The sequence below is a fragment of the Bradyrhizobium sp. 44 genome, assembly GCF_023073095.1.
Lineage (GTDB): Bacteria > Pseudomonadota > Alphaproteobacteria > Rhizobiales > Xanthobacteraceae > Bradyrhizobium.
The window spans coordinates 15635-30222 of the sequence record NZ_JADPIY010000041.1; the positions used below are offsets into that span (position 1 = coordinate 15635).

Annotated in this window: 12 protein-coding genes and 3 pseudogenes; 8 read left to right on the top strand and 7 right to left on the bottom strand. The window is 60.4% G+C overall.

All coding sequences use genetic code 11. The features are described 5' to 3' along the window. Positions 1 to 202: 202 nt before the first annotated feature. Positions 203 to 1124, bottom strand: a pseudogene (ligD, locus tag IVB41_RS34665) (non-homologous end-joining DNA ligase). A gap of 104 nt (positions 1125 to 1228) precedes the next feature. On the opposite strand from ligD, the pseudogene IVB41_RS35995 reads away from it, so the two are divergent. Continuing rightward, positions 1229 to 1321 (top strand): annotated as a pseudogene (locus IVB41_RS35995) (DUF3606 domain-containing protein); the annotation flags it as partial. A gap of 55 nt (positions 1322 to 1376) precedes the next feature. Here the strand turns inward: IVB41_RS35995 and IVB41_RS34670 are convergent. Further along, complete coding sequence (locus IVB41_RS34670) at positions 1377 to 1640, bottom strand: hypothetical protein (protein WP_247439199.1); 264 nt, start codon at positions 1638 to 1640, stop codon at positions 1377 to 1379. Between the two features lie 717 nt (positions 1641 to 2357). On the opposite strand from IVB41_RS34670, the gene IVB41_RS34675 reads away from it, so the two are divergent. The 6 genes and pseudogenes from IVB41_RS34675 to IVB41_RS34700 all read left to right on the top strand — a co-directional run bounded on the left by IVB41_RS34675 (position 2358) and on the right by IVB41_RS34700 (position 9526). Beyond that, positions 2358 to 3311 (top strand): ArdC family protein, encoded by a 954-nt coding sequence (locus IVB41_RS34675; RefSeq protein WP_247439201.1) that lies wholly within the window; start codon positions 2358 to 2360, stop codon positions 3309 to 3311. A 108-nt stretch (positions 3312 to 3419) separates the two neighbouring features. Then, complete coding sequence (locus IVB41_RS34680; protein ID WP_247439203.1) at positions 3420 to 5537, top strand: ParB/RepB/Spo0J family partition protein; 2118 nt, start codon at positions 3420 to 3422, stop codon at positions 5535 to 5537. A 179-nt stretch (positions 5538 to 5716) separates the two neighbouring features. Next, positions 5717 to 7576: pseudogene (locus IVB41_RS34685) on the top strand (strawberry notch-like NTP hydrolase domain-containing protein); the annotation flags it as partial. Positions 7577 to 7780: 204 nt separating this feature from the next. Beyond that, complete coding sequence (locus IVB41_RS34690; protein ID WP_027562526.1) at positions 7781 to 8101, top strand: DUF736 domain-containing protein; 321 nt, start codon at positions 7781 to 7783, stop codon at positions 8099 to 8101. Positions 8102 to 8223: 122 nt separating this feature from the next. Further along, a complete protein-coding gene (locus IVB41_RS34695) occupies positions 8224 to 9279 on the top strand; it encodes a TrbI/VirB10 family protein (RefSeq protein WP_247439305.1) in 1056 nt (351 codons plus the stop codon). A gap of 4 nt (positions 9280 to 9283) precedes the next feature. After that, the gene (locus IVB41_RS34700; RefSeq protein ID WP_247439205.1) at positions 9284 to 9526 is read left to right on the top strand and encodes a DUF2274 domain-containing protein; all 243 of its coding nucleotides are present in this window, start codon (positions 9284 to 9286) and stop codon (positions 9524 to 9526) included. Here the strand turns inward: IVB41_RS34700 and IVB41_RS34705 are convergent. The 5 genes from IVB41_RS34705 to IVB41_RS34725 all read right to left on the bottom strand — a co-directional run bounded on the left by IVB41_RS34705 (position 9478) and on the right by IVB41_RS34725 (position 13358). Next, positions 9478 to 10431 carry a LysR family transcriptional regulator gene (locus IVB41_RS34705; RefSeq protein WP_247439207.1) on the bottom strand — a complete coding sequence of 318 codons (954 nt, stop codon included), beginning with the start codon at positions 10429 to 10431 and terminating at the stop codon, positions 9478 to 9480. The two genes, IVB41_RS34700 and IVB41_RS34705, sit on opposite strands and share 49 nt — an antisense overlap. A 50-nt stretch (positions 10432 to 10481) precedes the next feature. Continuing rightward, positions 10482 to 11111 (bottom strand): acyl-homoserine-lactone synthase, encoded by a 630-nt coding sequence (locus tag IVB41_RS34710; protein ID WP_247439209.1) that lies wholly within the window; start codon positions 11109 to 11111, stop codon positions 10482 to 10484. A gap of 99 nt (positions 11112 to 11210) precedes the next feature. Further along, positions 11211 to 11933 carry a LuxR family transcriptional regulator gene (locus IVB41_RS34715; RefSeq protein ID WP_256468209.1) on the bottom strand — a complete coding sequence of 241 codons (723 nt, stop codon included), beginning with the start codon at positions 11931 to 11933 and terminating at the stop codon, positions 11211 to 11213. A gap of 283 nt (positions 11934 to 12216) precedes the next feature. Continuing rightward, the gene (locus IVB41_RS34720; RefSeq protein WP_247439213.1) at positions 12217 to 12669 is read right to left on the bottom strand and encodes an SRPBCC family protein; all 453 of its coding nucleotides are present in this window, start codon (positions 12667 to 12669) and stop codon (positions 12217 to 12219) included. A 344-nt stretch (positions 12670 to 13013) separates the two neighbouring features. After that, positions 13014 to 13358 carry an antibiotic biosynthesis monooxygenase gene (locus tag IVB41_RS34725; protein WP_247439215.1) on the bottom strand — a complete coding sequence of 115 codons (345 nt, stop codon included), beginning with the start codon at positions 13356 to 13358 and terminating at the stop codon, positions 13014 to 13016. A gap of 355 nt (positions 13359 to 13713) precedes the next feature. Here IVB41_RS34725 and IVB41_RS34730 point away from each other — a divergent pair, with 355 nt between their 5' ends. Beyond that, complete coding sequence (locus IVB41_RS34730) at positions 13714 to 14538, top strand: AraC family transcriptional regulator (protein ID WP_247439217.1); 825 nt, start codon at positions 13714 to 13716, stop codon at positions 14536 to 14538. Positions 14539 to 14588 lie beyond the last annotated feature (50 nt).

A 14588-nucleotide genomic window follows, 5' to 3' on the forward strand; every position in this document is an offset into this window, starting at 1 on the left:
TTGGGATAGCGGATGTTAGGACGAGCTATCCGCTTGATAGACCACGGTCACGGCCTAGTACGTGCTGCGGTTGGTTCACCGCGGGGCGGTCTCGTCGTTTCTCTGGAGCGAGTTCCAAAACGGCCCGATGTAGCTCGGCCGGAAACGTCAGCGAATTTCCGGCGGCTTGTGGCCCATGGCCAGAAGCGATCGAACGCATCCATCACAAATCCTCACGCAGACCCCGGAAGAACGGGTGCCTGACCTTTCCCTCGGCCGACTTCGCGCGATACTCGATCTCGGCCAGAAGCTTAGGTTCAACTCAGATGCCCTTTTGGCCGATGCGCTTGGAATAGGGCTGGGTTCTTCGGACAAGGGGTTTAAGCCGCTTCTGCAGTTCGGCGGCCGAGATCTTGTCAAAGCCGTGGTCGACTTTACCGGCGTAGACGAGATCGTCGCCCTTGCGACGGCCGACATCGAGGCCATCCCATTTCGTGCCAATCGAGAGCGAAGCCGGCAATGGTCAACGTCTCCCGCTGCACGCAGGTCTTCTTGACCCAGTCGTTCGTGCGGCCCTTCGGATAGGCACTGTCCCGTACCTTTGAGACCACGCCTTCGAGGCCGAGCTTGCAGGCGTGCGCGAACATCTCGCGGCCTTCTATCTCGAAGCTTTCGCTGAACTGGATGTCAGTGCCGTTCAGGATCTTCATGAGCTCGGCCTTGCGCTGAAGGAGCGGTAGCTTCCAGAGATCGCGGCCGTTTAGATAGAGCGGATTGAACGCCACCAGCACGGTGCTCGTCGACTTGCCCTTGAGCTCGTTCTGCAGGGCCGAGAAGTCGGTCGTGCCGTCGGCGGCCGGTACCACGATCTCGCCGTCTACCACGGCCGAGTTCGCCTTGATCCGCCAGGCGTCATGGGCGATCTTCTTGAAGCGATGCGTCCAATTGTGGCCGCGCCGGCTAAAGATCGTCGCCGCCTCGTTGGCGAGGTGGACCTGAACACGGTAGCCGTCGAATTTGATTTCGTGAATCCAGCGAGCCCCTGACGGCACCTTGTCGATCGAGGATGCCAAGGCCGGCTCGACGAAGCCGGGCAGGGGCGCCTTGAGGCCGATCGGCTCGGGCTTTTTACGCTGAAACGCCACTGAAGAACTCCACGCTACAGCCGATTCAAATTGGCACAGTTCGAATCGTTCCGGAACCTCAGAATCCCATTCGCGTTGCTTGGATGTCATAACAGGAGGCACCCATGGCGGTAGCGAAGAAGACGAAGACGGCGCGTGGCCGAAAACAAGACCGTGCGCGGGTGGCCGGCGGGCAGGACTATGAAGTGCAGTACGAGGAGCTGGGCCGTTGAAGTGGGAAGGCCGGGCTGGCTTGAGGCTCGGCACGGCCTTCTAGTCCGGTAGGCATTCCGGGCAGGTATCACCAATCGAGTTCAGCACGTCACGAACCTCGGCCGCCGCTGCATCGGGGGAGACGCCTGCTGGCGGGTCGCCTCGGGCGATATCAAAGGCCCGCTCCCGTGCATGCGGATCGGCGCGATCTTGCATCCAACCGTGTTCTTCGCACTCGCGGATGGCGCCAGCTTCCTGAAGCACGTGGATTGCCCATCCGCGCAGCGTCCGTATCGCTGGCCTTCGTTCACGCGTCATTAGCATTGAAATAGCTCCTGATACGACGAATCGCTATGTGCGTCATTCGTTCCCTAGCCAGCACGGGCTGGGATTCGTAATGACGAGAGGGCAAGGTTTGGCGTGCACTGCGCGACCGAGCCACGGCATTCGAAGAGCTACAAATCTCTTCCCTATGATTCAGGTCCGAGCCTTTGACGCGCAGACCGGAGCACGAGAGGAGGTCGCAGATTCCATCGTCGTGGCTTTCCTGGCTGCCGTTAGGGCGCGTGCGGCTTCGCCGCACCGGGCTCTCGTGAACCGAGCCGCTTTGCGTCTCGGCCATCCGGCTTCGATCCCTCGCGCAGAGACGGCGGAGCTCCTCGCCGGGGGCACTCGGGAAAGGGGCTCGCCTTCGGCGATCGCTATCACTGCCCCGTTCCCGGGTGCCGCTTTTAACCGGTCTCGTCGCTGCACTCGGACCCGCGTGCCCCTTCGGGTCGCTATGCTCACGCTCTCCGGGTGCCATTTCAGTGGGGCGATGCGCCATTGGCGCACGCCTGATCAGGGCCTGCGGCCCTAAGCAGTCAAGGCCACATTCCATGAAAAAATGGGACGCAAGGTGGTCGATCCGCAGATTGCGGCGGGGCGTCATGCGTCGTCGTTTCCGCGCAAGCGGCTGAGAGTACGAGAGCTGAATGGGTTTTGCCGTGACGGGTCACAGGCTGCGAGAGAGGCTCGCCCCGCCCGTCGCGGAGACCCGCGATGTCCAGACATTATCCTAGGGCGCGCACCGGTGAGAATCGGGCAAACCTTTATGACGAAATCACCAACAAGATCATCGGCGAACTTGAGGCGGGCCGAGTGCCATGGGTGCAGCCTTGGGGCACCACCGCGAAGGCGTCTTTGGCCATGCCGAAGAGCGCGGCGACCGGCCGCCAATATAGCGGCATCAACATTCTGATACTTTGGGCCGCCGCCACCGAACACGCATTCACATGTCAGAGCTGGCTCACCTTCCGTCAGGCGCTGTCGCTCGGTGGTCACGTCCGCAAGGGCGAGCGCGGGACGACCGTGGTCTATGCCGATCGCTTTGTCCCGATCGACGAAAAGCGGCGCGCGAGCGAAACCGGCGACGAAGCGCAAGCCATCCCGTTTCTCAAGCGGTTCACGGTCTTTAATACGGATCAATGCGACGACCTGCCTTCGGAGACCGCGACGACGGCGCCGCCTCCGCCGCCAGGCCTGATCGAGCCGCGTGTCGAAGAGCTCATCAAGGCGAGTGGGATCGATTTTCGCATTGGCGGCAACCGCGCATTTTATGCGCCGGCAGAAGACTATGTACAGGTGCCTCCGCCACAAACCTATTTTGAGCCAATCAATTGGCATCGAACCGCCTTGCATGAGCTGGCGCATGCCAGCGGCCATCAGTCACGTCTCAACCGCGACTTGTCCGGCGGCTACGGCACCAAGAAGTATGCTTTTGAAGAGTTGATCGCGGAAATATCGGCTGCGTTCAGTTGCGCGTCGCTCGGTATCGTACCGACGGTGCGGCACGCCGACTATATCGGCTCCTGGCTCGAGGTACTGCGCGAGGACAATCGCGCGATCGTGCGAGCTGCCTCACAAGCCAGCAAGGTCGCGGATTATCTGCTTGGCTTTCTGCCCGAACCCTTTGTCGAGTTGACGACCGACAGAGCGGAGCAGGAGGCAGCGTGAAGGTCTCGCCAGTCGCTTCGGAAACGAGAGTGAGAGGGGAGATGCGGTTTTCGCGACGGGTTGGAGGCCGAGAGAGAGGCTCCCGGCCGCCCGTCGTGGAGATCAGACATGACGAAGGCTGTCCAAAAGATCACGCTGTCGCCCTCGCGGGACATTCCGTTCAACAAGCTGGTGCTCAGCCAATCCAACGTCCGGCGTGTGAAGGCAGGCGTTTCGATCGAGCAGCTCGCCGAAAGCATCGCGCAGCGGACGCTCCTGCAAAGTCTCAACGTGCGGGCGGTCGTGGACGCGGAAGGCAATGAGACCGGCATGTTCGAGGTGCCGGCCGGAGGCCGGCGCTATCGTGCGCTGGAACTTCTCGTGAAGCAGAAGCGCATGGCCAAGACTCAGGCCGTTCCTTGCGTCGTGCGCGAGGGCGGCATCGCTGAAGACGACTCGCTTGCTGAGAATGACGAGCGGGTAGGGCTTCATCCGCTCGATCAGTTCCGAGCCTTTCAGACCTTGCGTGGCTCCGGCTTGTCCGAAGAGGAGATCGCGGCTCGGCACTTCGTGACACCGGCCGTCGTGAAGCAGCGGCTGCGGCTGGCGTCCGTATCGCCAAAGCTGCATGAAGTCTATGCCGAAGACGGCATGACACTCGAACAGCTCATGGCCTTTTCGGTCACCGCGGATCAGACGCGGCAGGAACAGGTCTGGGAGAATGTCAGCCGCTCCGGTTACGACGAGCCCTATCAGATCCGGCGGATGCTGACCGAAAATACCGTGCGCGCCACAGATCGCCGCGTGCAGTTCATTGGGCTCGATGTTTACCAGCAGGCAGGTGGCAGCGTTTTGCGCGACCTGTTCGAGCACGATGATGGCGGTTGGCTTCAAGACGTCGCTCTGCTCGACCGTCTTGTCACGGAGAAGCTCAAAGCCGAGGCGGAAGCAATTGGTGCGGAGGGTTGGAAATGGATCTCAGTCGCCGTTGACTTCCCCTACGGCCACACGACAGGCCTGCGCGAGCTGGAAGGCCAACCTGTCGATCTCACTTCCGAGGAACAGGCCACCATCGACGCTCTCAACGCCGAGCAGGCGAAGCTCGAAACCGAATATCAGGATGCGGACGAGCTGCCCGAAGAGATCGATCAGCGTCTCGGCGCGATCGAAGCGGCGCTGCTGGCGTTCGAAGACCGGCCTGAGACTTACGATCCGGCCGAGATTGCCCGGGCCGGCGTCTTTGTCAGCATCGATTCCGAAGGACGGCTTTCCGTCGATCGCGGCTATGTACGGCCCGAGGATGAGGCGCCTGCGGCCGATTTCGATATCGAGCGGGGCACCGATGCGCCGTCGGCTGAAGGGCAGGATACCGGAGCTTCCACAACGCGCACAGCGATCTCGGTCGCAGGCGTATCGACCGAACCCGAGGAGGATGATGAAGACCCGGCAAGGCCGTTGCCGGATCGGCTCATCATCGAACTGACGGCGTACCGTACGCTGGCCTTGCGGGATGCGCTGGCCGAAAATCCTGCGATCGCGTTCCAGGCGGTGCTGCACAACTTCGTGCTGACGGCCTTTTACCGGTTTGCTTCGTCCGGGAGCTGCCTTGAGATCGGGTTGCGGACGCCAACCTTTCCCGCTCAGGCTCCTGGCTTAAGGGAAAGCGTCTCGGCGAAAGCCGTCGAGGCGCGGCATGAGGGCTGGAAGGCACGGTTGCCGCAGAGCGAGAACGACGTCTGGGATGCGCTCACAGCCCTCGACGGCACGGCGCAGGCGTCCCTGTTCGCTCATTGTGCGTCGTTTGCCGTCAACGCTCTCTACGAGCCGGCCAACCGCTATAATCAGGGTCGCGTCTCAGCCCACGGCGTCCGAACTCGACTCGACCAGGCCGACGTACTGGCGCGCGCTGCCGGACTCGACATGGTGCAGGCTGGCTGGAGACCGACCGTCGACAACTATCTTGGGCGAGTCACTAAGCCTCGCATTCTGGAGGCGGTGCGGGAAGCCAAGGGCGAGTCGTCGGCGCAACTGATCGACCACCTGAAGAAGACCGACATGGCCAAGGAAGCCGAGCGTCTCCTGGATGGCTTGGGCTGGTTGCCGGAGCCGCTGCGTCTCGTCGATTCCAGCCCGTGTTCGGCGGAGCCGGGAGGTGACGCAGGCCCACTGCCGGAATTCCTCGCCGGCGAGGAGGATCCGGAGAACGGCAGCGACGAGGATCCGGAACAGCTCGACGCGGCTGAGTGACAGCAGAAGGACTGTCTCCGGCTGTCCTGCGCTTGCTCGGGGACCGATGCACAGCGTCGGTCCCCATTTTTATTGCGAGACGGTTGAGAGGGAGAGTGCGGCCGGGAAGGGTTTGAATCGCCGTGGTCGTGAGAGCGCCGGGCGGTTCGACCCGTTCCTGCTCTCCGAAAGAAATCCCCATGACTGAATCTCTCGGCGGCGGCGCTGCCGCTGCGCCGCTCTCGATGCGTGCCGCTGCCACTATCACCTCCGCTGCGGTCAGGGTTGCGCGACAGCTCTTGACCAATCTCGAACGCGGCCAGCGCATCGATGCCGCAGTCCTCCGTGGCGCCATGGAGGCTGCTTTCGGCGCCTCGGACGCGGCCGGTGCCTGGAATTGGAAGACCGCCTATGACACCTGCGAGGCGGCCACCGTTCTATTCCTTCGCAAGTTCGGTCCGGCCATCCGGACCAAGGCTGGCTCAACGGCCGCGATGCTACCGATGCTCGCGAGAGTCGCCAGCCTCCTGCCCACCCATACGCGGCGTTCCGAGGACAGCCAGGCGCTTCAACAATTCTCGACGCCGATCCCGCTGGGCCTGGCCGCATGTACCGCAGCGGCCATCACACCTGCCGACCGCGTTTTGGAGCCTTCCGCAGGGACTGGCTTGCTCGCCATCTTCGCCGAGCTCGCCGGCGGCGCGCTGGTATTGAACGAGTTGGCTGAGGCTCGTGCAGCCGTGCTCGACCAACTGTTCGTCAACGCCGGGGTCACGCGGCTCGACGCCGCGCAGATCAACGACCACCTCGATGCAAGTGTCGCACCTAGTGTCGTCTTGATGAACCCGCCGTTCTCGGCGCTGGCGAACGTCGATCGACGAATGGCGGACGCGGCGCTTCGGCACATTGCGTCGGCCTTGGCGCGTCTATGCGACGGCGGTCGTCTGGTCGCCATTACCGGCGCGGGTTTTGCGCCGGACAATCCAGCGTGCACCGACGCCTTCGTTCGCCTTCAGGAGCGCGGGCGTGTTGTGTTTTCCGCCGCGATCGACGGCGCCGTCTACGCGAAGCACGGGACTCAGATCGACACAAGGCTGATTGTGATCGACAAGCAGCCCGCGGCCGACCCGAATGTTTTGCCGGCCTCGCTCGGCATCGCGGGCGATGTCGCTACCTTGCTCGACTGGGTGACCCAGCACGTGCCTCCGAGGTTGCCTGTTGCCGCTCCGGTCATGATCGACGTCGCCAGGCGCCCTGCGATGTCACGATCCTGTGGCGCCTCTGCACCATGCCAGACCTCTACTTTGAGCGGCGCCGCGCCAGAAGGCGTCGAACTTTCATACGAGACGGTCGAGTGGTCGCCGCCGGAGGGCGCCCGGCTCACCGATGCGCTCTATGAGGAATATGGCTTGCAGTCGATCCGTATTGCCGGCGCGCACGCGCATCCGACAAAGCTCGTGCAGTCGGCTGCAATGGCATCCGTCGCACCGCCAAGGCCTTCCTATCGGCCACACGTGCCGGGCAATCTCGTGGCTGATGGCACCTTGTCGGACGCCCAGCTTGAGAGTGTCATCTACGCTGGCGAAGCGCATTCCGAATTTCTCGCGGGCTCCTGGACGGTCGACGCGACCTTTGACGTTGTCGCGGCCGCGCGCGACGATGCAGAAAATGCCGTCCGCTTTCGCCGGGGCTGGTTTTTGGGTGACGGCACCGGCGCGGGCAAGGGACGCCAAGTCGCCGGTATCCTGCTCGACAACTGGCTCAAGGGCCGCCGCCGCGCGGTCTGGATCAGCAAATCCGACAAGCTGATCGAGGACGCGCAGCGCGACTGGGCCGCGCTCGGCCTGGAGCGGTTGCTCGTCACGCCGCTCTCACGTTTTCGCCAAGGTACGCCGATCAGGCTTTCGGAAGGCGTCCTATTCACCACCTACGCTACGCTGCGAACCGACGAGCGGGGCGACAAGCTTTCGCGCGTTCGGCAGATCGTCGAATGGTTGGGCTCCGAATTCGACGGAGTGATCGTCTTCGACGAGAGCCACGCGATGCAGAACGCGGCAGGCCAGATCGTCTGAGCCGCAACGCCGTTGATGCGACTTTCTTCCCCTGGGCTTACGCCCATTCCTCGCGAGGCAAGAAAGTCGCAACAACGGCGTCCTCCGCTGCGCTCCGGCCCGCAAGCGGGTGCGTCGCCAATCGTCCTCGGCCTCTAGATCGCCATCGAGGCCGCGGTGGTCGCGAGCTCGAAACACAACAGGAGAAGTGACATGGCTAACATCGGTTCTTTCAAGAAAGTCGGCAACGATTTCCAGGGCGAGATTGTCACCCTGAGCCTGCAAGCCAAGGGCGTCCGTATCGTCGCCGAGACCAACCGCTCCAACGACAACGCTCCCAGCCATCGAATCTACGTGGGCCGCGCGGAGATCGGGGCGGCCTGGTCAAAGCGCTCCGAGGAGGGCCGCGATTACCTCTCGCTCAAGCTCGACGATCCCTCGTTCAACGCGCCGATCTACGCCAACCTGTTCGACGACGAAGGCGGGGAGGGCTACACGCTCCTCTGGTCGCGGCCGCGGAAGAGCGGCGAGTAGATGCTCCGTCAAGCCCCGTCCGGTCCGCCGGGCGGGGCTTCTCACAATGCCTGCTCCGGTCCGTCGAGATCAGCTTTCCGTGCTCGCCCCCCTGATGCGCCACGGCAGAAGCTGTGGATCGGATCGGCCGAGGTGATGCATGTCAGTATGCGGCGCTCGCTGGGCCTAACCAGACGACCGACGAGCTCTATAGCACCGGTCATCACAATCTCGCCGATAGCATCGAGGCGCTACCGAAGGATTACGGTGGGGTCTCACGCCAAGCCGTGCCGCAGCTTGGTCCGCCGCTCCCAGGCGACCTCGGTCGACCGATCCTGGCCGCTCAAGGCCACTCGCCGACGACCGGCGGAGATCCGGAACAGCAACGCCGGGATCAAGAGAGCGAGGCGGCCCGTATCAGCCATCTGTTCGCTTCGACCAACGGCCGAGAATTGCGTCCGCCTGCCGCTACGGCAGCTGGAGGCGAGCGCGTCATGCCGCCGAACGCAATGAGCGCCAGCGACTATGGATCTGCGCAGAACGCGCAGGACCGAAAGCTTGCCTTTGTGAACGCTCCTGTGGATCGCCGCACGGTGAGCTCTGACCGAGTCACTAGGCCTGCTTCACCGTATATCGTGCAGGCTGGGACGGTGATTCCGGGAGCACTGATCACCGGGATCAGGTCAGACCTTCCCGGCCAAGTCACGGCGCAGGTGACAGAGAACTTATACGACACTCCGACCGGTCGGTTTTTGCTCGTGCCCCAGGGAGCGAAGCTGATCGGCAGCTATGACAGCCAGGTTTCGTTCGGCCAGTCTCGAGTGCTGCTGGTCTGGACGCGGCTTATCATGCCGAACGGCCGCTCGATCGTTCTGGAGCGGCAGCCCGGTGCTGACAGCGCAGGCTACGCAGGGCTCGAAGACCAGGTCGACAATCATTGGGGTGAGCTGTTCAAGGCGGCAGTGCTGTCGACGTTCTTGGCTGTCGGGACAGAACTAGGTGCAGGGTCCGACACCGATAGCAACAACAGCGCCATCATCCAGGCGTTGCGGCATGGCGCCTCCGACTCATTAAACCAAACTGGACAGCAGGTGGTTCGGCGCAGCCTCAATATTCAACCGACCTTAACGATCCGACCAGGCTTTCCCGTCCGCGTCATAGTCAATCGCGATCTCATTCTAACGCCATACGAAAGGTAACAATTTGCCCAAGCTCAAAATCGGCGCTCTTCCAGACGACAAACCGGTCAAAATCACTGTTGAGCTTCCAGCGGCTGTGCATCGGGATCTCGTTGCTTATGCCGAGGCAGTGGCACTTGAATCTGAGCAGCGGATCGATGCCGCCAAGCTAGTTGGGCCGATGTTGGCTCGCTTTATGGCCACGGACAGAGGCTTCTCTCAGGTGAGGCGCGGGCGCCGACCTTCACCCAAGGGGGCTGACGCATAGCGCCCACTTAGAAGCTCTAGAAATTGCTGAAGCGCGGGATTCACGTTGCCCTCTCGCCAATGAGCATGAAAGCTTATACGGCTTGAGCCGGCACCGTCCTGTATCTCGCGATAGATCAAGCTGGCAAAGCTAGCGTCGACGTCGGACTCAATCGAAAGGCTAACTCCGAGTCCTATACTGATTAGGCTCTTTATGACTGCGCGGCTCACATCGTGTCTTGCGACTTTTGGGCGATGTTCGTCAGTCAAGAGCTTGGAGACCAAAAGATCCTCGAGTTCGCCATCCGGATCATGCTCGCTTAGGAGCACCGTTTGGTTGCGGAGATCTGTCCAGTAGATTATCTCACGCGCGGCCAAAGGATGGTCCTGAGGGAGCAGAACGAGAACGCGCTCACTCCAGACCGGAAGCATCACGCCATCCGACAATGGCTTTTGTCGGGGAACGATCGCAATATCGATCGTACCATTCCTCAGCGCGTTCATGAGAAGGATGCGTGACCGCTCGACAGTCGCAATTTCGATATCGGGCGCGCTGCTTTTGAATTCGACTATGGTCGCTCTCAGATTACCCGCGGCAATTGATGTGCAAAAGCCTATCGACAGACGTCCGGCCTCGCCGCGGCCGCTGGATCGCGCGATAGCCGCGAGGCCGCCGACCTGCTCGAGAACCATCCGCGATATGCGCAGGACGCGCCGACCCGCAAAGGTAGGCGCGACCCCTCCGCTTGAACGCTCGAACAATGTCGCTCCTATTAGGTGCTCAAGCTGGCTGATGGACCGGCTCAAAACAGAGTGGCGGACTGCCAGGAGTTCTGATGCCTGCCGGAAGCTCCCACAATCGGCGGCAGTGATTGCATAGCGCAATTGACGCAGCTCAATGTGGGCCGATTGCGAAACATGAGCCATGCTCAAACCTCCCCTGTAGACTAGATCGTTGAGTCCTTAGATTTGCCCTCCTAGGCGGCCTTCACCGCAGGTTCCCAAAGCACCGGCGATTGCAGCTTTCCCGCATGCCGCACGCGCCTCAGGCATTCCACCGACACCTCGAGGTAACCAGCAACTGCCTCCGTGTTGCCGAATCTTCGTGGTTGGCCGGTTCGGCGTAGGACCCATCCGGCACGACGCAAGATGCGTTCGATGCGCGTGTCCGTAACGGTAACGATGTCAGTCAGATGTCGCGAAAGACCAAACTCGAGCATGCCGGCGAAGAGCTCGTAAGTTGCGCTGGCCAAGCCATGCAGCGTCGTACGCGCGGCATCATCAACGTCGAGCGCGAAACGGCTGCTTTCCCAAATTGAAGGACTTCCTTGGAAGGAATTTCCGTCCAGCAAGGCTGGAAAAGCCTCGCGCAACATGGTTGGTCCCGTCGACGGCAGCATTCGCACGCAGCCCTGAATGCGGTGGTCACGCGCTCGCTGGATCAAGTAGATGGGATGCAGCGCATCAAATTCATCTACCTCCATATCGCCGCTGATTTCGACGTCCCACTGGAGACGGTCTTTGAACACTCGATACCGAAGCCGATGCATCTCGGCTAGTTCTTCGGCAAATACTCCATAAAATGCGGGCGTGATGGTCTGCATCATGATGTGCCTCCAAAGACTGACGATGGTCTATTGAAGAACAACCCTCACGAGCGCGCATCCTCCTCAACTAAGGAGGGTGACAGCTTCCAGTTACGTGATTCAAATGCCAGACTTCGCTGAGGTGAGACGAGCGACCGCCTGGATCGTTGATCGGACGCCGAGCTTCGCCCTTGCATTTTCGAGATGAAACGCCACCGTATGATGGGAGATTCCCATAATTTTCCCGGTTTCCCAAGCCGATTTCCCTTCACTCGCCCATTGGAGGCATTGGGCTTCCCGTGGCGAAAGGGTAATTCCATCAATCGCACAGGCAGATGCGATCTTACGGCGCGCGTGGGCGTGGAAGTAGATCGCCATGAGCTGTAGAACGTCTGCATGCTTATGTATTGTGCGCTCGAACGTCGACCGTCGCTCATCGGCAGCAAACGTAACAGCCGCGATTGCTCCGCTGCTGTCGTGTATCGGAATGGTGAATCCGCAACGAATGCCGAAGCGAGCTGCTTCGTCGAATAGCTCACGTTCCATATCTGAGTTCGGGGTAGGCCCTACTCCTAAGCCCCAACTGAATGGACTTGGCTGACGGAGCGCTTGAGCGATCACTGGATCGATCGTCTCATATTGCTTTTGCAAATAGTGTGAAGTCCACGTCGAAGGATAGCTCGAAATCAGGATCGCATCGGCGCTCGGAGCGCCTCGAACAGAAAGATAGGCGAAGCAGCAGAGATCGAGCGCCGCAGCAGTGTCGGCCATCCCGTCTCTCAGGTCCTCCGAATTTCGACTCTCGATGAGACGATCTACAAAAGCTTGAAGAACGACCCGCACCGCATTTGCGCCCGCTTTGAAGGTGAATTAGCTCTGCCGGCCGGTGTGCGTTACCCGAGTAGCCGACAATTGGGCATTATTTGACCCGGCCGCGTCCTTGTGAGGCATCGATCCGCACCGGTTCATTCAACATAACCAGCGAGATCACGAATGCCGAGCTAGCTTGCGCCTGCGGCCCATCAACTTCGAAAACCTGACGCGCGAAAGCGCGGGTCCGGCTGCGCAAGCTGCTGAAGTTCGAGTGGGCGATTGGCAGGTCTCATGCATGCGACAACGGGGTGCTTCAACCGAGCGCCGAGACTGGAATCTCCAGCGCGGTGCCAGTTTCTAGCAGGGTCTTGAGGCTCGACATGATGGCAGGCCATCCTTTAGAGATGCCGTCTAGCAGCTTGCTGCCATCGGCAAACCCTTCATGGGTCAGCGTCAGCTTGACCAGCCTGCCATGCTGTTCGAGTATGAACGCCACTGCGGACGGCTTCTCGTTCCGATAATCCTCATTGGTGACGTGCTTGAATGTGTAGGATAGCCGCCTTGGCCGATCGACCTCGAGAATCTCTCCAGTCTCGGTGGTAATGCCGTCCATGACGAGAGCCCAGGGCGAAGCAGTTCTCCAGTCGCTTCGTAGTTCCGCGCCGAACCAATAGAGCTTCGAGAGATCGCTCGACGTCAAGGCCTGCCACAGTCTCTCAGGTGTGGTCTCGATGAAGGTTACGTAGACAAATTCCGGCTTACCCATCTCGCTTCTCCAGTTTGCCCCAAGTCTCCCGATCCGCGACTCCAGCTCTTGTCAAGTGCCATAGTCCAGCCCGCGCTTTCGGGTTCGGCTCGCCGGCTGGCACTGCCGTCAATTCACATCGACATTGAGCCGTCTAGTCTCAGGATTGCGGTCGCGACTGCTCGCTGAAGACCAGCTTTTAGAAACGCAGAATGACAACTCAACTTTCGCGGCCCCAAAAGCATTCGCTAGCTATTTAAGCGCCGGATCGTTTCTCGAGGCCCGGTATGTCGGAGAGAAAGGCAAAGCGGAGCACGGCAACTGGCGTGTTGATGCTCTGCGCAGGCACTCCTCCGTGAGAAGTGTCAGTCGTGTACATGACGACTGTCCATAGGCGCTTGGTTGCGATCATGCATTCCGTAATCGCGTATGACCGTGGCCACGCGCAGCCGGTAGTCGTTGAAAACGTCGCGTCGGCTACCCGCTTGCACAGCGCGGTGAACTTGCGTGCGCCGCCAATTGTCGACAGCTGCTTCGTCCCGCCAGATCGATAGGGCCAGGAGCTTTCCCGGATCTACGACGCTCTGGAACCTCTCGATCGAGATGAATCCATCCAGCGAGTCCAAATGAGCGGAGAGGGCAGCACCCATATCTAGATAGCTCTGCTTCTTTCCAGGAGCCGGCCAAGACTCGAAAATAACAGCGATCATGAATTGTAGCCTTCTGATGATGAGATCGCTGAGCGCCTCTGACCATGGCGGTACTTAGCGCCACAGCTTGCAGGGATGATGCCATTCTGTATTGTAAAATTGCGACAAGCGACCTTGAGGCCTCAGCTAGTTGCCTCGCCCAAGACTATCTCATCGAGTGGTGTGTCGCAGGCCAAGATGCCGACAACCGATCTGCGACCTCACCTGACCGATTTTCAAACAACATTGCTGCAGTTGATCATAGCGCTATACTGCAAAACTCGCACGAAACGGACTGGATTGTGACTACGTCGAGAGGCGATCGCCGGTAATCCGGAGCCGACGAAGAATTGAGAGGGTAAGGAGCGAGACGGCCATGCACAAGTTCAATATCGTCCCGATCGCTCCGTTGCGCCCCTACATCGAACGTTTGTGGGTATGGGAAAGTATCGGCGAAGAGGTGGTCGAGCTACCTACCTTGCTGCCCGGCACCGGAGCGGAGATATTCTTTCACTATCGCGCGCCATTTGTTCAATGCCGAGATGGCGAGGATCATGCATTCGACGATGCACACCTGATTTGCGTGCGACGAAGGCCTATTTACTTGCGCCCTCAGAGCGACGTCGGCTTTATCGCCGTGCGATTGCGAGCTGGTCGAATGCACAGATTTCTCGACGTGCCCGGCAAGGATCTGATCGACGGAACTCTGTGTGCGGCGGAGCTGTGGAAGAGCGGGGGCCGTCAGCTCTCGCTCGATGTGTCCAATGCTCATTCGAGAGACGCGGCATTGCAATCAATTCAGCGCTTCCTACTTGAGCAACTTCAGCACAGGCGCTCGGACGAAGTTGTCGAGAATGCCATCTCGGCGATCTATCAAAATCATGCTGCAGCTTCGATAGATAAACTTGCGTCACGATGCGGCGTGGCGCGACGAGAATTGGAGCGTCGGTTTAAAACGCTGACGGCCCAGACACCTGTAGAGTTTCGAAAATTAAGTCGAGTTCAACATGTTATGCGCGAGCTATTGCTGGACCCGTCTGCGCGCATTCTAGACGTAGTGCTTTCGCATGGCTTCTACGATCAGGCACATTTTATTCACTCCTTTGCTGAACTCAAATTGGGGTCGCCTGTACGGCATTTGAAGCTGGCACGTACCAAGCCCCATTTTTACAATACTTCGTTGCGGGGCGGCGTCAATTAATCAGCCAAATTGGCGAGAGCGGGAAGAAGCCGCGATGTACTTGCTACTCG